The following is a 20,134-nucleotide window of genomic DNA, read 5'->3' on the forward strand; positions in this document are numbered from 1 at the left end:
GATTCTCTACTCATTACAATTGTATTTAAAAATTAATAATGGTAGAAGATGTAATTATCTTACGAATTTTGTTAGTTTTAGCCTAAGCTCCCGCTCTTGCGGGTTTAGTTCAACACGCTAGTATAAAGCATATGGCATTCGTGATTTTCAAGAAAAATTGTTTGGTAATCGACCACCGCCAAATCTTTGATTTGGCTTTAGAAATGAAAAGATAAAAACAAATAAAAGATTTGGCTCAGCGGAGTTTTGGAGGTTTAGTTCGTTAAATTGCCATACGCTTCATCTAGCCAACGTTATAGGGCATTTGCGTTCACGACACAGATAGGCAATGAAATACAGATTTAGAAAAATAATTATTCCATACTTGATTATATCAATACTTTATTTCCTGATATTTTCAGTGATTTATTGGTTATTTGTGGTTAAACATCACCTGATTGATAATGACAATATAATTTTCGGCAGTGTTGTTCCTGCATTGACTTCAGGTTTGATTACTTATTTTGTCCTAAGGAAAAGATTAAAACTTCTACAAGTATCTGACAAATACTTACAATTTGTCTTGCTGATTGGGTGGCTTTTGATGACTGCTCCAGTGATATCTTATCAATATTATGTTTATTTCGAAAGTGGAAAATTAACGGAACTTGAAAACACATATGATATATTTGATACAGAACCATCTATGTTTTATTCAATAAAAAATTCAACACAACTTATGGATAAATCATTTATGTATGTTACAAAAGAACATCATGTGAAAGAGCCTGTGATTTGTGTAAATTCATATTTTATTTGCCCTTTAATAAACCCAGGTGATAGTTCTGATTTAAGAAATGTTTGGATTGGATTTAATATTGGAGAAAGATTTAGTGATAGAGTATTTGATGACAAACAAAAACAAGATAGATTAATAAGAAACTTTGCTGATTCGACAATTACTGTCTATAAAAATCATAATTTCAAGACCAATTATCTTAAAAGACTTTCAAGTACTGCAGAGATAGATGGATTCATTAATGCACTTGATAATGCTGGACTTTCGATTGATAAAGAAAAATTAGTCATTTTAAAAGAGCAAAACGGTGATTACGAAACAAGAACTGGCAAGAGTCTTTGGCTGACAAAGTTTTTTCTTTTAATATCTAATATAACATGGATTTTATTTACGATTTTTCCGAGAATGAAAAACGCCCTATAACACTTAGCCTCTAATGTAGGGTTGCTTGCATACCCAATGTAATTATCTTACGAATTTTGTTAGTTTTAACCTAAGCTCCCGCTTTGCAGGTTTAGTTCAACACGCGCTAATGCGTAATATGCCTGCCGCAGGCGCAACACAGGTACACTGCGCAAAGCCGAGTCGTTAGGCTTTATTGATGTAGAGCTGTCAAAAAAAAATATAAAATCTGAACATATGGTTGGTTTGTGTTCATTATGTATGTTTACTGTCTGTGTTTGTTCAAATTTCTTAAAAATATGAACATTGAAATGATTGCTTATCAATAATTGGACATATATTTGCATTGTGTCCAAAATTAAATAAAAATTGAACAGTTGTGGAAGCGTTAAAATTTGACAGACTAAATCCCTACAATAATTTACCATTATTACCGCCTAATAAGGATATTGAAAATAATCCAGTTATTTTAAAACGTTTAGTTTCCGCATCAAGAGCATTGGCGACAGTTAATGGAAATCTAAATAGATTACCAAATCCATTAATGTTAATTAATACTTTGGCTTTACAGGAAGCAAAAACTTCTTCAGAAATAGAAAATATCTTCACAACAGAAGATGAACTTTATAAAGCTATATCTAATACCAATAAGGAAGTTAATATTAATCCTGCAACAAAAGAAGTGTTGAAATATAGGGAAGCTCTTTGGGCCGGTTACAAAGAGCTCCAAATAAAGCAAAAGATAGATACTGAATTAATTAAACAGATTTTTAACCAGATAAAAGAAACAACATCTGGGTATCGTCCTCCTCAAGCTCAGGTTGTAATAAAAAGAGGAGAAAGCGAGTTTCGCTCAGGAGAAATAGTTTATACGCCACCAAGAGCAGAAGGATTGATTGAATCATTAATGGATAATCTAGTAGATTACTTAAATAATGATGATTTATATCCAGTAGACCCATTATTAAAAATGTGTGTAGCTCATTATCAGTTTGAAGCTATTCATCCATTTCAGGATGGGAATGGTCGAACAGGAAGAATCTTGAACCTTTTATATTTAATTAGTAAAGGATTGCTTAGTCAACCTGTTTTATATATGTCAAAATTCATAATTCTAAATAAGGAAGACTATTATTTCAAATTAGGAGCCATTACTCAACGCAGCTCCTGGGAATCATGGATTGAATTTATGTTAGAAGCAACAGAAAAGACTTCGATATTGACAAATACTCGAATTAATGAAATTTTATCACAAATGGATTCAACATTGGAGTATGCAAAAGGAAAAATAAAATGGTATAATAAAGAAGTGAATGAAGCAATATTTAGTCAGCCATATATAAAACCCAGTGTAATTGGAGAGATTATAGGAAAATCATCCAGGACAACATTGACTAAATATGTAAATGAACTAGTGAGCAATAATATTCTGAGACCTAAAAAAGATGGAGTTGAGGTATTTTACGTAAATGATGATTTAATAAGAATACTAGAAGGATAGAAAAAAACACTTAGCTTCTAATGTAGGGTTGCTTGCATACCCTACAGATTGGTGGGTTTGTTGAACTAAACAATATTCCAGTAAATAATCTGTAAAGTGTTAATAATGTGCGTTTTTTTTTAGATATGGCAATTGAAAATGAATTTAGACATATGAAACGAGCCATGAGAAATTTTTTCTCACACATGAAAATGATTGTTTTTTCGGCGAGTTCCATGTGGCAATTAAAAGAAAAAATAAACACATGAAACGAGCCATGATAAAAATTTCTCACACACGAGGATGAATAAATTGGCGACCTCCATGTGACTAAAAGAAACAAATATTACACAAATGAAAAAACTGAAAATCAACCAAATATGCTACAAGTATAAAATATTCCTCTTTTCTGCAAAAAAGTAATCCTTTTGTGTCTAATATTTAAAGTATTGTATCCATTATTATAAATTGATTTATAGAGGCGACTCTATTTTTATAAATGTAAAATCTAAAGAAAACATGAGATTCTAAATTTCAGTTTTTTAAACCTTAAAATTTACATTTATGAAAAAACATCTTACGCTTTTAGTGCTTGCACTATTTTGCCTCAATGTTTATTGGGTAAAAGCCCAATTACCATTAGTTTATGATTCAGAAAACTCCGGTGCTGATATTGTTAGAGATGCTACTACTTTACCATCTTTAGCTGATTGTCCGGTAGTTCAACCTTTACCGGATCCATTTGCATGGAGTGCTGATCCATTAGGGGTAAGTCCGGTTCGTTCTACAGATCCTAGCGATTGGGAAAAACATCGTCAGGAGTTATTAGACATGTTTCAATATTATGAAATAGGAAACAGACCAACTGTTGATATGTCTCAGATTGATGCAAGTTTTTCGGGCAATGTTCTGACTGTTAAAGTAACTGTAGGAGCAAATACACTCACTTTAACTTCTACGATTACTATACCAACAGGAGCAACAGGGCCTTATCCTATTTTAATAGGAATGAACAGCCAAACAGGTAGTCTTCCTGCATCAAATTTCTCGAGTCGTGGTATTGCAACGATGAACTTTGCACACGATCAGGTTGTAACTTATGCCGGATGGGGAGGTTCATATACAAATAATGATCCGTTTTTTAAGTTATATCCAGAGCAAAATATTGATAACACTGGTGAATATGCTGCCTGGTCATGGGGAATAAGCCGTTTAATTGATGGTTTGTATAAATTAAATGGTGTGGTTGGTAGTAATACGATTGATTTAGATCATATTGCAGTAACAGGTTGTTCATACGCAGGAAAGATGGCGCTGTTTGCCGGGGCATTTGATGAACGTATTGCTTTAACCATTGCTCAGGAATCAGGAGGTGGAGGAGCAACGTCCTGGCGTTATTCAGCAACGCAATCAGACGTGGAAGGGTTAGGAAATACGAATTATGATTGGTTTAAAAATAGCATGCGTGACTTTGCCGGACAAAATATATCAAAAATACCTACCGACCATCATTTATTGACAGGATTAGTAGCTCCACGAGCCCTTATGGTGACAGGAAATGCAGATTTTGGTTGGCTGTCAAATAAATCATGTTACGTAAACAGTAAGGCCACCAAATTAATATATGACGAATTGGGAATAAGTGATCGTTTTGCTTATGTTATTGATGGAGGACATGGACATTGTTCTTTTCCTACATCACAAAACACTCAACTTAACTATATGCTTGATAAGTTTATGAAAGGAAATGATCAATTATCAGAGACTTATGAAGTATTTCCTTCAACATACTCTTCAATAAATTATGAAAGATGGATGAATTGGTGGGGTACGGGTGATTCTACGTTTCCAGAAGATCCCAATGCAGTAGGTATTTGGATGGAAGCTGAGTGTGCCACCGTGGGTTCATTATGGAATATAAGAAGTGAGGAAGGTGCATCCAGTGGTCAATATGTTGAATATGATATAGATAATTACGATCCTCCATTGTACGGTGAACCTCAATTGCTCGATTTTGACTTTAATATTGAAGAAGCTAATACCTACAGAATTTTTGGAAGAGTGCACTGTCCTACTTATAACGATGATTCATTCTATAAAACAATTGATAATGGGAACTTTTCTTATGTAAATGGACTGGCAAATAGTGATTGGGGTTGGACATTATTTGAAATGGCTGATTTAACAGTTGGTGCTCATACTTTTACAATTGCCCCACGTGAAAATGGTGCAAAATTGGATAAAATACTAATTACAACAGGAATATATGCACCTGAAGATATTGGTGTAATAGGAAGTAACTGTGTTCCAACGGCAATTGGTGATATTGAAAAGCTTGATGGTGTAATAATTTCGCCCAATCCGGTACGAGATTTTTTAACAGTTTCACTTGAAGACCCTGCAGATAAGGTTACAATATATGATATGAATGGACAAATGATTTATAATTTGACTTCAATGGAATCTGAAGTTTTTGTTGATACATCAAGTTGGTGTTCTGGTATTTATTTTTTAGCTGTCAATGGACAAAAGAATAAAGTAGTTAAAAAGATTGTAAAGAGATAATAACTAAATTTGGTGTGAATTTTAGAATTTGGATTATTAATTGTGTGCTTCCTGCATTTATATGCAGGAAGTTTTTTTGCCTCAATTTTTAAAGATTACGCTATCTAATATTGAGTGTTGAAACATAGATCTCTAGCTAAAATCAATATAACAAAGTAGCAGACGTTGTTACGGAAAAATATTTTTTAGACTAGAATTTCTTTTTCATCAACATCTTTAAAAGAATTTTTTTTCAATGTTTGTGATTCATTGTTTGCAAAATCCATTGTTTTTTTATTCAATTCCTGAATGGCATCATTCATTTCATCTATTGCACCAGAAACTTTCAAATAGAGTTTTGAAGCCTGAGTAAATTTAGTAGTTGATTGATTTAGCTTTTTCTCTGTGTAGGTAAAATACTGCTTTATTTCGTTAGTGTTATCTTTTATTTTTACAGTTTCTTTTGTGGTGTTTTCTGCAAGTTTTAATACTTCATTGGCAACAACATTAAAACCTAATCCGGCTTTTCCTGCTCGTGTTGCTTCTATGGATGCATTTATAGCCAGCATATTTGTTCTGTCAGAAACTTTGTGTATGGTATTGGCAATTTTCTCAAACTTTTCAATGAGCTTTGTTTGTTGGGCTATGGTTGTTTCTAATTCACTAAACTCAGTTCGTAGATCTTTGAATATATCCAGCATCTGATTTATGGAAGAGAATTTTTTATGTAATTCAATAATAGTATTGCTTACTGATCTGGATAGATTGATAATAACAGAGCTCTTGTAATAATGGCAATTTTCTTTGCTGTTTAAACCGTTGAAAATAGCAGTGGCCATATCGTCACAATTTCCATAACCACAGGCAGAACAATTGTATATATCCTCATCCGAAAATTTATTCATCGTATTAAAAACTTCCCATTTTTCTTTTTCAACAGGGATAATAATATGATTGTTTGAGCTTTTGTTTTTATAAGTTCTGGCATATAAGCCTTCTTTCCAATAATCATCAATTGTCTTTTTTAGTGTTTTTTGTCCTTTGGCAGAATTGTATTTCTTAAGCGTTTCTTTTTTTCTGGTTTCAATCAGGTGCTCCACTTCTTCAAGGTTTAAATGATTGGTAATGGTGCCGGGGCCACTATTGCATCCCTGTTCACAATTTAAGCAATCGATTAAAAGTGGCGCAATTCCGTTTTTAATGTTTTTGTAAAGACTGTCGAGATAAGGATAAACTAAATTCTGACCTTCTATTTTTCTTGTTTTATCAGCTATTTCCGGAACCTCTCTTTCTGCAGTTTTTAATAAGCCACCTGGTGAGGAAAATAATACAGCTCTTTCTGCCGGAGGGTTGTCAAAGTCTGTATCAGGAAATTGTTCCAATACAATACCATGTTCTTTAAAAATGTTGCTAAATGTTTTAAAAGTTACATTAAAGATGTTTTTACCGGTATCTTCAAATTCTCTGATTTTGGCCAGACATGGAGAAACTACGAGTACATGATGTTTTTTATATTTAGGATAGAATTCCTTTACCATTTTAATGGTATGAAGCATCGGACTATCAGCAGGTGCTAAATGAGGAATTAATTCGGGACGGTAAATTTCTATGTATGAAACTATGGCAGGACAAGGCTGAGCAATTATTGTTTTTTGCTCTTTTTTTAAAGCTTCAATATATGATTTCACGGTTAACTCAGCACCAAAACTTACATCAAAAACAGCCTCAATTCCAATGTGCTTTAACCACCCGTTAAATGATTTATAGGTTTCAGGAAAACTTGCTGCAATAGCTGGAGCAACAATCGCAATAAAAGGATTTCCTTCGTCAAGCGATTTTATAAAAGGATCCAGGTCGTCAAGAGGTTTTCTGGCATCGTGTTTACAGGCTTCAATACACTTACCACAACCAATACATAAATCCGGATTCACCGACATGTGATTTCCTTTATCAACATTGCAAAATTTAACAGGACACGCTGTAATACAGGCATGACAGTTTACACAGTTTTTTTCATCAACAAATATGATTTTTCGTAAAGAGGTAGTTGTAGCGTTTTTCATATTAGGGGGATGTGATTAGATGAATATGATGTTAAAAGGTTAATTTCCATTAAGATAATAAAAATATTTCTAGGTGTAAAAATTGAATTTATTAATACATGCTCATTTAACATAGGGTTAATAGAAAGAATTGAATTAGAATCATTAAAAGAATTGTTCAGATTTTGTTAATTTTCGGATTCTTAAACAGGGGAAATATTCGTATAACTATGACAGGTATAAATACTGTATTGATAGATGATGAGCAGGATGCACTTGATTCATTAGAGATTCTTTTGGGTGAGTATGAACAGGTTAATATCATTAAAAAAACCACTGATCCAATTGATATTTTTCCATTAATTCAAACTTCAAAAATTGATCTGGTATTTTTAGATATTCAAATGCCTACAGTTAACGGACTTGATTTAATGCAAAAAATAAAAGAATGTAGTCCAGGCTTAGCTGTTGTTTTTGTTAGTGCTCATGCAAATTTTGTGTCCGAAGCCATTAAACTAAATACATTTAGTTATTTACTAAAACCTGTTAGTAGAGAAGAGTTAAGACAAACGATAGAAAAGGTGCAGCAGTATTTGAATAGTTTAAAAATTACGCCACCCGGTAAAGTTTTAATTAATTCAAAAAATGAAACTATTTTCATCAATCCTGCGGAAGTAGTATTCTTTAAGGCTGATGGTAATTATACTTGCATATGTTTAAGTGATGGAACTGAATATGTGGCATCATATAATATGGGTGCAGTTATAGGGAAGTTTCCTAAAGATATGTTTGTAAGGGTTAATCGATCATTAATGGTAAATAAGGATCATATTGTTTCAATTAACCGTAAACTAAAAAAGTGTACCATTAGTTGTGGGAATAAACAAATGGAAGTAGATGTTTCAACAGTATTTTTGAGAGAAATTAATACGATCTTTCAATCATGAAAAGTCTTTTTCAAAAGGTTTATAAAATCAATTTTCTTGCAATAATATCCAGTCCATGGATACTTTCATTAATTCCTGCAGCTGTTATTATATTTCTTTTGCCGGAGATGTTTACTCCTTATCATTTAACATTGAAAAAAGCCGAAGATATTACTCAGAACAAAAGGCTGACATTTTTCGAAGATCTGGATCAAAATGGAATTAAAGAGAAAATTGATGTATTGGATTACCGGGGCAAGTTTGCCTGTTGTTTTATTTGGGGGAATAATAATTCGGTAAAACATCAATTTAATTTTTACGGAAAAATACCAGAACAGGAAAATCTTACCATGCCGGTGTTCTGTGATATAAATAAAGATGGCAATCGGGAAGTGTTTGTTTTTACCCAGAAGCAAGATTCTTTGTTTATAAATGCGGTTGATTTTTCATCGAAGCGCGTTATTTTAAATGGAAGATTTATTTCAAAGATAGGAATGGTTCCCGGGGTCAAAGATTTTGTTTTACGTCCAATAATTAATCATGACTATAACGGTGATGGGATTCCTGAAATCTATTTTTTATTAAATGGCTGTTATTCTTTATATCCCCGAAAAATAATGGCTTATGATTATGTAAATGATACCCTGATTTCAACCATTAATACTGGTAGCCAACATTTTGTCACTCCTGTTTTAACTCCTGATGATAGTTTAATACTTATAAGTACAACCCCTGCAACCAATAATTGTCCTGATGATTTTGTTTATTCTTATCCGGATACATGTGCCCGTATTTTTACATTTAACGACAAGTTGGAATTAGTATCTAAACCAATCGAATATAGTGGTTCTGGCTGTGTTGTTAGAGGTCCAATTGAGTTTAATAAGCATTTGCAATATGTTGTATTTAATGAAAATAACAGTAATACTAACTATATTGTAACTACAGATATTGAAGGTAAGATTATCAATAAAAAGACCGTTCAGCAAGAAGTTAATGGGGGCGGGCTTGTTAGTATAAGCTTAAATTCTAATCATCACTTTTTATTGCGTAATAAGGGAGAAGATCTGTTTCATATTTATGAATATAAACCCAAATTAACAGCATTTCAGCAAAGCTCTTTTACAGAAAAATTACCTAATTCCTCATTGATTCCTTTTGAATTAAGTAATGGGAAATTAGCCTATTTATCAAATGATTATAAAACCAATAAAGTCAATTTATATATTGAGCAAATAAACCATGAGCTTTCATTTGAATCAGATTTATATTTTAACTCATATAATTTATATGTACAAAGTAAAATCATTGAACAAGGAGAAATATTAAAAGTAACCGATCGTCATTTTTTGTATACCTATTTAATCACAACTAATAACTATTATTCCATTCGTTATATTCTTTGGGGTATCATTTATTTATTGAGTACAGGTTTTATATTATTGATTTTAAATCTTTATAAACGGCAGGTTAATAAAAGAAATAAGTTGCTTCAAGAAATAGTTTCGCTGCAGCTAAAATTGGTAACAGCTCAGTTAGATCCACACTTTGCCTTTAATGCACTAAACCTGGTTTCTGCTAAAATTCTTAAAGGTGATAAATATGAAGCTTATGATTTAATGACTTGCTTTTCGAGTATGATGCGTTCTGCCATGTCGTTTTCTGAAGTGGTTAGTTGGAGTCTGGAAAAAGAAATGCAGTTTGTTACTGACTATTTAAAATTAATGAAGGTTCGATTTAAGGATCTTTTTGATTATACTATTGATTATGATAAGGCAATAGATTTGGGGAAGGTTGATATTTCACGCTTGTTAATACAAAACAGTGTTGAAAATGCCATAAAACACGCTTTTAAAAATATTTCATACAAAGGTTTGGTGAGTATTGTAATCATTCAAAAGCTGGATACGATTACTGTAACAGTAACTGACAATGGAATAGGCAGGGAAAAAGCCATGCAAAATGAAGTCGCAAATAATAGAAGTGGTGGTAATGGTATTAAGTGGACACGCAAACAAGTTGAAATTTATAATAAACTATTTAAAACACATATCGATTTTCAAATTGAAGATAAGCTACCTTCCGGAACTCAAATAATCATTTCTATTCCCTATAAAAAATAGTCCTACTCCATATTTCAATCATTTTATTTAAGGTTTTGTTAATCGCTTTATTTAATAAACAGGCCACTTTATTGAAGAAATCATCTACCTGGTTTAATAAAACAACAATATCTTTTTTACACTATAAATAGCTTATATTTTTGGCATTATAAATTGTCAATTTGTGAGGTGGTTTTTTATCTAAATGAACTATTTTATGGTGATAAATTTTAAGCGAATACAGTTTCGTATAAATGTTAGTTTGTGGTGTTCATAATAAGGCTGAAACAATTACAGAAGAAGAACTGAGCCAAGAGAATGAATTCTCTCACATGAAGATGATTTTAACAACAGCAGTTGAAGATAAAGATGTACAAAGCATTTCCATTTGTCCAAACCCAACCTCTGTAAAAGTAAGGATGATGGAGCAGCGAATAGTAGAATTGAAATTTATTCCATAACCGGAAGTAAAGTGTTAAAAGCACTGCATTCAAAAAAATATCTAAACCGACTAAAGGAGCATATATAGTTAAAGTGGGGACGTATATGAAAAGGTTAATTGTTTAAAAGCGACAGTTAATTGAAAATTTGGAAAGCCATAAGCAATTTGTTTATGGCTTTTCTTTTTATGAATTATGAGCACTATTGAAAAATAGAACGATTAGAAATGTATTCTGTTTTTATATTTGCAATTAAATTATGCCAACGTAATTTATTTTGCCAAAAACATAAAGGATGCAGATAGAAAATATACCTGAAATATATCAACAGGAAAATAGTCAGAATAAAGACCTGTTTATTTACGATTATAAAATGACTGAGGATGTTGTAAAAAGTAAAGTTCAGCTGAGTATGAATATGTTTAGCTTTTTACAAGTGGGCAAAAAGCAGGTTCATTTTGCGGATGCAACAGCTATGGTGAGTAAAGATCAGTCCTTATTAATCCGTCAGGGAAACTGGTTGTGGACTGAATTACTGGATAATGACGATATCTATTTCTGTAAACTTTTTTTCTTTTCGGAACAAATTCTACTGGATTACTTAAAAAAATACGAATTAAAAGAACCTGAAGCAAAAGAAGAAACTTCATTTTTTATTATAGAAAATGATGAATACATAACGTCGTTTCTGAGCACTCTATCTAATATTAGTCAAATCCCGGATAAATTTTCGTCTCAAATGTTGAGTATTAAGTTTGAGGAGATTTTAACCTACTTATTAACCAAGTATGGAGCGGATTTTGAAAAGTATTTGTACTCCCTTATTTCAAAGGAAATCTCTCCCTTTAAAAAAACTGTGGAAAGCAATGCCTACTCCAACCTTAAACTTGAGGAGTTTGCATTTTTATGTAATATGAGTCTATCTTCTTTTAAACGACGATTTTTAAGGGAGTTTGGAGAGTCGCCAGGCAAGTGGCTTCAGGATAAACGCTTGCAAAGAGCGCACGATATCTTACAGGAAGGAGACTTAACAGCATCTGATATTTACTTGGATTTTGGTTATGGAAACCTGTCAAATTTTAGTGCAGCCTTCAAAAATAAGTTTGGAATAAATCCAACAGAACTTCAAAAGTCTTAAGTTATTATCATCAGTCTATTCTGTATTGTTGATATATAATTACTTAGGGTTTAGTATTCAAATGTGTGCGTTGAAATCAGACCATATTTATTCTTAAAATAATACTGTTTTTATATCTTTTTATTCTAAAGTTCTGAATATGAGAATATAGATACATTGTTGTACAAGTGGTTTTGGTGGTATAATTAAGGTTGATCTTTTTTCATAAGTGAATGAACCTTTTTAGTAACAACCATCTTCGCCTGTTGCTATACTTTTGCCATTGTAAAATTTGAATAGTCAATCAACAAATTAAAATTAAAAGTAAATGGCAAAGTTTATCGTTCCGAAAGAAATATTTCACGGATTAGGTAGTTTGGAGAATTTGAAAGAAATTAAAGGTAAAAAAGCAGTAGTTGTTACTGGTGGTAGTTCTGTAAAGAAAAACGGATCATTAGGAAACACTATTGCTTACCTTAAAGAGGCAAATATTGAATCGGCTGTTTTCGAAGGTGTAGAAGCTGATCCTTCTATTGAAACAGTTTTACGAGGAGCTGAATTTTTTAAGCAAGAACAACCAGATGTAATCATTGGTTTAGGTGGATGTTCTGCTATTGATGCAGCAAAAGCTATGTGGGTATATTACGAATATCCTGATTCAAAACTTGAAGATTTAGCTGCACCTTTTGCTGTAAAACCATTGCGTAATAAAGCTGTTTTTGTTGCAATTCCTTCTACTAGTGGTACTGGTACTGAGGTTACAGGATTATCAGTAATTACAGACAGGGAGAAAGGAACAAAGTACCCAATTGTTTCTCATGAATTAACTCCTGATATCGCAATTATTGATGGTGATTTATGTAAATCAATGCCTAAAAACGTAACTGCAAATACTGGTTTAGATGCTTTAAGTCATGGAGTAGAGGCTTATGTTTCAAATATTGCAGATAGATATAATGATGCTTTAGCTAAGGATGCCATTAGCTTAGTATTTAAAAATCTTCCTACAGTAGTTGAAAATCCTGATAATACAGAAGTTCGTCAGGCAATGCACGATGCTTCTTGTATGGCAGGTATGGCTTTTACAAATGTGTGGTTAGGTATTGTTCACTCAATGTCTCACCAAGTAGGTGGTACTTTCGGAGTTCCCCACGGTTGTGCCAACGCTATTTTAATGCCAAATGTTATCAGATATAATGCTTCAGCAACAGATAAATACAACGATCTTGCTGCATTATTTGGTAAAAAAACAGCGGAGGATTTTGCAACAGAAGTAGAAAAATTAAGAACTCAGGTTGGTGTTGCTCCTTCTTTTAAAGAAGCTGGTGTAGATGAAAAAGCATGGGAAGAAAAATTAGATACTATGGTTGAAAATGCATTAAATGACCCATGTACATTATTTAACCCTAAAAAACCAACCGCTAGTGAAATCAAAGCTATTTATAGAGCTTGTTTCAATGGTGTAGCATACGCAGAATAGTTTGTATATTAACCTGAGAGTCTATTTAATTTATTGATGTAATATCATTAAATATTTGAAAAGTTAAAGTTTCAGATTTTAAATAAAAATACTTGTAAAGTGTTGTATTCTTCCTGAAGAAAATGAAAAATAACGGGGGGTTATTTTGAATGATTTTCAGTTAGGATGCACTCTTTGCAGAGTTCTAAAATCAATAAAGTATATTGAAATCAGGTTTAAAGTTTATTAGATTTATGGAGGCTGTTTCTTTTAATGGAAGCAGCCTCTTTTATTTTAATATGGATCCATTTGATAAAACAAAAGCTCAAGTCAAATTATTAATGGTACTATTAAATAATTTCTTATTTTAAGATCTAAAGTAAATTAGCACTTATGAATACAATTACACTTAATGATAAAAATATTATCCCAATTTTGGGATTTGGAACATATAAAGCTACCGAAACCGAAGGTGTTAAATCGGTTAAAACAGCAATAGCAAGTGGTTATCGCTTAATTGATACGGCTGCAAAATACGAAAATGAAGAAGCTGTTGGTAAAGGTATAAAAGCATCGGGTATTGATAGGGCAGAATTGTTTGTTACAACCAAAGTTTGGCGCGAGGATATGGGTTACGAGCAAACCATAAGAGCTTTAAATGAATCGCTTAAAAAGTTGCAGTTAGATTATATTGATTTATACCTGATTCACTGGCCTGCCAACGAGTTAAATTATAGTAATTGGCAAAAAACAAATGCCGAAGTATGGCGTGCAATGGAAGACCTGCAGGCAGAAGGGAAAATAAAATCTATTGGTGTCAGTAATTTTTGGACTGAACATCTTGATGCTTTATTACAAACAGCTAAAGTTGTACCTGCTGTAAATCAGATCGAGTTTCATCCGGGTTATTGGCAACCTGAACTAACTCAATATTGCAAAGACCATGGTATTGTTATCGAAGCCTGGTCTCCACTAGCAAGAGGGAAAATCTTTGGAAGCGATGTGTTGAACAATATAGCTCAAAAGCATAATAAATCAATTTCGCAGGTTGCTATCCGTTGGATCATTCAACATGGAGCAGTTGTTATTCCTAAGTCAACCACTGTAGCACGAATCCAGGAAAATATGGATGTGTTTGGTTTTGAACTATCTGAGGATGAAATGAAAACAATCGATGATTTACCGGAGATGGGCTTTAGTGGTGAATTGCCAAATATATGGCCGGATAGGGTTAAGGTAGACTAAAGTTTTGACCATAAATGGATGTTACATATTTTCACCTTCATAACACGATTAATCAGTAAGATCAGAAGGTGTAAAATATGTATTGGTTGATATCGCTAAGGACTTAACTTTAATCTTTAATTTCAGGAGCAGATTCTTCAATAATCTCTGCCAGTAAGTTCTTTATTTCAAGAATATCCTTATTGAATCTATTAATGGTGTTATTGCTTATGGCAAAATAGCACACTTTAATTCAACTTTTTTTATAAAATTGTTTTTACGATTGTCGATTATGTGGTTTCTCATTAGATATAAAGTTGTCTTCTAAATGTTCTTTGTGTGTCAATAATGTATTAAGTTTTCTTTTATAGAAGGGCTTTTTGTATCATTTTACAAAAAATAGCGTATACTTGCCAATTATCATTTTTTATCTCCAATCATTCTACTCCTCATATTGTGAGTGCGCAAATTTGTTCAAGCAAATACTTGTACTAATATGCCATGCTGTTATAATAATAAACCCTTAAGAACTGTAATTAATTAATGTCTAATTCATCAGTCAGTCTAAGTGCAGAAAAGCATTATTTATTTAATAAAAAACTAACAGAAATAACCCTGTTGGCAATGAGTATCTTTGTGTTGCCATTTTTAATCTATGTTAATTTCTTTAGTCATATGCAGGATGTATACAGTCCTGCTATTGTAAAATCGAATTTTATACTGTTATGCATTGTCACATTAGTTTTGGTATTAATTAAATTTATTAGCTACACATTTAAAAGAATAATAATACTTGGATTAATTTTTTATATAGCAGGAACCGGATTCATGCTGGGTAGTATAGAATTATTATCCATAACATTAGTTGTTTTAAATACCTATACTATTCTAACATCTACCTTAAAAAAATCCATAACCATAATGGCATATTCGGTATTAGTATTAATATTGATGCCATATCTGTTACATCATGAAATTCTAACCTTTTATTACGAAGCTGCAGCGTATCATTCTGATTATAGAATTTTGGTCATTAGGATATTTGAAGCCTTAATAGGTTTAGGTTTTGTGTCTTCATTGATTTATGCTGTCAATCAGAACAATAAAAGTATTATTGAACAACTGGAAAAAGAAGTAAATGAATCAAACCTTTTAAATAAAAGTTTGGTGCGTGAAGTTGCCGAAAGAAAAAAGGCTCAGATGCAGGCTAATGAATATGCTGCTAATTTTATTTCATTATATGATAACAGTTACGATGGTTTTATGATTCTGTCAAAAGACAATATTATCAAAGATGTAAATCAAGCCTTATTAGATATTACTGGTTATGATCGTAATGAGATGATTGGTAAAGATGGAATATTTTTCCTTTCAAGGGAATCGCGAGAGATAATTGAGCGAATAAATGATGGGGATCAGGAAAAAGGTATTTTTAATTTACTGATAGATGCTTTTGATAAATATGGCAAACGACAAGTATTACTAACGCAAAGGGTTGTTATTAATTTTGAAGATAGTGTTAGTTTTTTAGTGGTTTTAAAGGATGTTACAAAACAAACCTTAGCACAAGATGAGTTACAAAAACGAGAACTATTATACAGAACATTATTTGAGCAAATAAATGATTCAATTCTAATCATTAATGGAGCCCAAATAATAGATTATAATTCTGTAGCTAAAAGTCTGTATTCTGATATAGAAAAGAATATATTAGATAATGTTCCATATGTAAATTTAGAAAAGGGAGTTATTGAATTTGATGAATCTTTAGATCTTCATTTAACAATACAAGATGCTATAGAAAGAAAAGTGGATACTTTTGAGTGGATGCATAAGCTACCTAATGGAAAACCTCCTGTTTTTACGCTGGTAAATATTTTACCATTAAAAGAATTGGGTGTTAATCATTATATGATTGTAGAACGGGATATTACAGACCGAAAACGTAATCAAAATCTTGTATTAAACTCAATTATTCAAACGGAAGAGAATGAACGCAAACGAATATCATCGGATTTACATGATGGTATCGGTCCTATTCTAACTACCATTAAATTATATACGCAGGCTCTTTTAGATGCACCAACAGAAGAAAAGCAGAACGTTATAAAAGATAAATTAATAAATATTGTTGAGGAGGCTGTAAGTAGTATTTCTGATATTTCATTTAATATTAGTCCGCATATTTTGGTAAATTATGGAATTGTAGCCGCAGTAGAGTCCTTTATCAAGAAATTTAATATTACCGAAAAACTGCATATTGAGTTTAAACACAATAATGTACAACGTATAGTTGAAAACAAAGAAATTACGATTTACCGATTATTTACTGAATTGATCAATAATACACTGAAACATGCCAATGCTACAAAGGTTGGTTTTACCATAGAAGAAAAAGAAAATTTTATAGAATTACTATATAGTGATGATGGTAAAGGATTCGATCCTGAACTTGTCACTTCAAACTCATTAGGAATGGGATTGGGGAATTTAAAGAGTAGAGTTCAGGCCTTTGATGGTCAGTTTCTTTTACGTAGTGCAGAAGGCGAAGGAATGGAAGTACATATTAAAATGCCTAAAGATTAAAACAAGATGATAAATATAGCGATAGTTGATGACCATGAAATGTTCAGGGAAGGTCTGGTTCTTGTTCTAAGTCAGGTTGATGAAATAAATGTTGTTGGAAATTTTAATTCCGGTGATTCATTTCTGAAGGCTTTGGAAGAATTGGATATAGATATTGTTTTAATGGATATTAAAATGGAAGGGTTAAATGGGATTGAAACCACTCAAAGAGCAAAGTCTGTAAAACCCGATTTAAAAGTAATAGCTGTTACCATGTTTGTTGAAGATTCGTATTATATGCAAATGATTAATGCCGGGGCTCATGGTTTTGTATTAAAAAAAGCAGGTAAGTATGAGTTAGTCCAAGCCATACACGAAGTAAACAATGGGGGTAATTATTTTTCGCAGGAAATATTGCAAAAGATGGCTTTTAAAGCAATATCAGGTAAAGATGAAAAGGAAAACCAGTTATCAACCCGTGAGGTTGAGGTTTTGCAATTGATATGTAAGGGATTATCAACAAAAGAAATTTCAGAAGCTCTTTTTATCAGTCAGAAAACAGTAGAAGTTCATCGTTCAAATATACTTCGTAAGTCAGATCAAAAAAACATAGCACAATTGGTAATATGGGCAATAAAAAACAACTATACTACCATATAATTTTGAATTAAATAAATACGTTTTAATGATATCTAAACCATAATTCAGCTTAGAAAGTTGTTTTATGGTTTCTTTATTTATATCCGGATTGCTCAAAATCATCTTCTATAAAGATATATTCACATTTTATACAGAATAAAAGTTTCTTCATATCAATAGTTTACATGTATTCAAACTTTACTAAGGGAAAACCCTTAGTCTAATTAAGTACTTTACTACTTTTAATTACATGTTATTCCCATTTCCAAGTCTTTTAAAAGTGCGCAAATTTGCATTGTTAAAAAATTAATAATGATCAAGGGGATAAAAATAAGCATCGTTCATGACAATAGAATCTTTCGTGAGGGATTGCGTTTTTTTATTGAAGACCAAACAGACTGGTGTATTCTTCATGAAACCGGATCTGGAGCAGAGTTCATGAAATTACAAATAAATGAATTTCCGGATGTGGTTCTTATGGATATCAATAAGCCTGATAAGGAAGGTTTTAACCTTGCAACTGATTTTTTTTCAAAATATGCCCAATACAATATTAAAGTAATTGGACTGACTATGTATGCTAACGATTCACATATTAAATCGTGTAAGGAAGCTGGAATAAGTGGTTGTTTATTAAAGAAAGATATTTATAAACACCTGCCGGAAGCAGTAGAAGAAGTGATCAATAATAAGTTCTACTTCACTAGCTGTATCCAAACCAAGAGATAGTGATTAGGATATATATTTATAGGAATGAGGAATAGTGTTAAGTTTATTGGAAGTTTAATGATGTTGCTTATAGTAGTGACAACGTTAAAGGCTCAGGAGGGATGGGAGCCACAAAAGCGAATCACCGGCTACATATCATCAGAAGTTGATGTGTTTAGCGAGTTGGAAGGATATGATAACAGTTATGGATTATCATTATCTGAAGCAGGAATTTTAGCAAGTTATCAGCCAAAAGAAAATTTAGTTTTTAAAGCTGTATTTGTGTATCGACCTGATTTTTCTTTTAATCAGATGTTAAATGAAGCAAATGTACAGTATAAGGTTTCTGATTTGGTAAATTTTAAAGTAGGGCGTTTTTTAACTCCGCTTAGCCCAATGAATACTTATTATTATGCACCGGTAAATACAAGTGCAACGTTACCTATGCTAATTTCAAATCATGAGTTTTTTCCTTTAAATATGGATGCTCTCTCCATTGCAGGACGTACAGGGTTTAATTTTAAATTAAGCTACGAAGCGTTTGTAGGAGGTTATAGAAATACTACATGGATGAGGACCGGAGCTGTAGGATTCTTTGGCGATGAAGTGGCATACTATAAAAAGAAACTCAATAGTGAATATACCATTGATGAATCTTTTAATAATTCATCCAATGTTGCTGTAGGTGGTAATGTACATTTATCTTATAAGGATTATGTAACTGTAGGTGTAAATGTTTTTAAGCCACGAAATGAAAATATGGCCATTTTTGTTCCAGCTTATAATTTAACAAGAAAACTAAAAAAGGAGCTTGTTGCTTATGGTGTGGATTTTAAGTTAAGTTTAAATAACACCAGCGTTATAGGAGAAGTTTGGAATACTGATTTTTCAATGAATGGGACATCCGTCGACTTAAATGGTGCCTTTGTACAACTTAGTCAGGAAATAGGTAAAGTAACACCATTTGTTCGTTACGAGGATCAAACAACTAATGATATATCTTTTAAAAGATATACAGGAGGAATGATGTTTAAGCCAACTTTTGAAACCACTGTTAAATTAGAGTATTTGCATTACGACCATAAAGTAGAAAATGTTGATGGTGCTGTGCTTTCTTTAATTTATTCGTTTTAAGAAACAGAGGAGATTTTAAAGTAAAAGTTTATCGTTGAAAAATGAAGTAAGATGAAGAAGTTAATCATATTAATGCTTGTTGTACTTGCAATTTGTACTGCAGAAGCAACAGCTCAATCATATAGAATTATAGTTAATGAGTCAAACACTGTTAGTTCAATTAGTCAAAAAGAACTGGCTATGGTGTTCTTAAAAAAGCGTAAAAAATGGGATGATGGTACTAACATTATGCCTGTTGACCAAAAGGCAAATGCTAAGGTAAGAGAAACCTTTTCAATGGAAGTGTTTAAGAAAAAAGTAGCAGCGATAAGAAGCTACTGGCAAAAAGCCATGTTTTCAGGAATGGCTGCCGGACCAGATGAAAAGAATTCCGACTTAGATGTGATTGAATATGTCAAACACAATAAAGGAGCCATTGGATATATTTCATCAACTGCACCATTGAATGGTGTAAAAGTAATATCAGTGAAAGAATAGGTAGTAGGTTATACTAATTAAATATAGTGTCAAATGAATTGATTTACCCAATCAACATTTTATTGGTACTAAAAACAAACACAAAAGAGTCTTTGAA

General features: G+C 32.1%; 15 protein-coding genes. 14 read left to right on the forward strand and 1 reads right to left on the reverse strand.

Features of this window, described 5'->3' with window-relative positions; genetic code table 11:
- Positions 1-328: 328 nt before the first annotated feature.
- The 3 genes from OM075_RS15080 to OM075_RS15090 all read left to right on the forward strand — a co-directional run bounded on the left by OM075_RS15080 (position 329) and on the right by OM075_RS15090 (position 5,225).
- A complete protein-coding gene (locus OM075_RS15080) occupies positions 329-1,201 on the forward strand; it encodes a hypothetical protein (protein ID WP_301191363.1) in 873 nt (290 codons plus the stop codon).
- 358 nt (positions 1,202-1,559) lie between these two features.
- On the forward strand, positions 1,560-2,681 hold the full coding sequence (locus OM075_RS15085) for a Fic family protein (protein ID WP_301191364.1): 1,122 nt from the start codon (positions 1,560-1,562) through the stop codon (positions 2,679-2,681).
- A gap of 543 nt (positions 2,682-3,224) precedes the next feature.
- Positions 3,225-5,225 (forward strand): T9SS type A sorting domain-containing protein, encoded by a 2,001-nt coding sequence (locus OM075_RS15090; protein ID WP_301191365.1) that lies wholly within the window; start codon positions 3,225-3,227, stop codon positions 5,223-5,225.
- Positions 5,226-5,410: 185 nt separating this feature from the next.
- Here the strand turns inward: OM075_RS15090 and OM075_RS15095 are convergent, their stop codons facing one another.
- Positions 5,411-7,267 carry a [Fe-Fe] hydrogenase large subunit C-terminal domain-containing protein gene (locus OM075_RS15095; RefSeq protein ID WP_301191366.1) on the reverse strand — a complete coding sequence of 619 codons (1,857 nt, stop codon included), beginning with the start codon at positions 7,265-7,267 and terminating at the stop codon, positions 5,411-5,413.
- 209 nt (positions 7,268-7,476) lie between these two features.
- Between OM075_RS15095 and OM075_RS15100 the strand changes: the two genes are divergently transcribed.
- From OM075_RS15100 to OM075_RS15150, 11 genes are all read left to right on the forward strand, one after another.
- Positions 7,477-8,193, forward strand: a complete 717-nt coding sequence (locus OM075_RS15100) for a LytR/AlgR family response regulator transcription factor (protein ID WP_301191367.1) — start codon at positions 7,477-7,479, stop codon at positions 8,191-8,193.
- Positions 8,190-10,295, forward strand: a complete 2,106-nt coding sequence (locus OM075_RS15105) for a histidine kinase (protein ID WP_301191368.1) — start codon at positions 8,190-8,192, stop codon at positions 10,293-10,295. Before OM075_RS15100 ends, OM075_RS15105 begins: the two co-directional genes overlap by 4 nt.
- Positions 10,296-10,528: 233 nt before the next feature.
- Positions 10,529-10,735 carry a hypothetical protein gene (locus tag OM075_RS15110; protein WP_301191369.1) on the forward strand — a complete coding sequence of 69 codons (207 nt, stop codon included), beginning with the start codon at positions 10,529-10,531 and terminating at the stop codon, positions 10,733-10,735.
- Positions 10,736-11,009: 274 nt separating this feature from the next.
- Positions 11,010-11,852 (forward strand): helix-turn-helix domain-containing protein, encoded by an 843-nt coding sequence (locus tag OM075_RS15115; protein WP_301191370.1) that lies wholly within the window; start codon positions 11,010-11,012, stop codon positions 11,850-11,852.
- A gap of 307 nt (positions 11,853-12,159) precedes the next feature.
- On the forward strand, positions 12,160-13,311 hold the full coding sequence (locus OM075_RS15120) for an iron-containing alcohol dehydrogenase (protein WP_301191371.1): 1,152 nt from the start codon (positions 12,160-12,162) through the stop codon (positions 13,309-13,311).
- A 372-nt stretch (positions 13,312-13,683) separates the two neighbouring features.
- The gene (locus OM075_RS15125) at positions 13,684-14,535 is read left to right on the forward strand and encodes an aldo/keto reductase (protein WP_301191372.1); all 852 of its coding nucleotides are present in this window, start codon (positions 13,684-13,686) and stop codon (positions 14,533-14,535) included.
- A 522-nt stretch (positions 14,536-15,057) separates the two neighbouring features.
- Positions 15,058-17,100 carry a PAS domain-containing sensor histidine kinase gene (locus OM075_RS15130; RefSeq protein ID WP_301191373.1) on the forward strand — a complete coding sequence of 681 codons (2,043 nt, stop codon included), beginning with the start codon at positions 15,058-15,060 and terminating at the stop codon, positions 17,098-17,100.
- Between the two features lie 6 nt (positions 17,101-17,106).
- On the forward strand, positions 17,107-17,739 hold the full coding sequence (locus OM075_RS15135; RefSeq protein ID WP_301191374.1) for a response regulator: 633 nt from the start codon (positions 17,107-17,109) through the stop codon (positions 17,737-17,739).
- Positions 17,740-18,030: 291 nt separating this feature from the next.
- Positions 18,031-18,447 carry a response regulator gene (locus OM075_RS15140; protein WP_301191375.1) on the forward strand — a complete coding sequence of 139 codons (417 nt, stop codon included), beginning with the start codon at positions 18,031-18,033 and terminating at the stop codon, positions 18,445-18,447.
- A gap of 24 nt (positions 18,448-18,471) precedes the next feature.
- A complete protein-coding gene (locus tag OM075_RS15145; protein ID WP_301191376.1) occupies positions 18,472-19,560 on the forward strand; it encodes a hypothetical protein in 1,089 nt (362 codons plus the stop codon).
- A gap of 51 nt (positions 19,561-19,611) precedes the next feature.
- A complete protein-coding gene (locus tag OM075_RS15150; RefSeq protein ID WP_301191377.1) occupies positions 19,612-20,037 on the forward strand; it encodes a type 2 periplasmic-binding domain-containing protein in 426 nt (141 codons plus the stop codon).
- Positions 20,038-20,134 lie beyond the last annotated feature (97 nt).

It is taken from the genome of Plebeiibacterium sediminum (genome assembly GCF_026013605.1).
In the GTDB taxonomy this organism is placed as follows: Bacteria; Bacteroidota; Bacteroidia; order Bacteroidales; family Marinilabiliaceae; genus Saccharicrinis; species Saccharicrinis sediminus.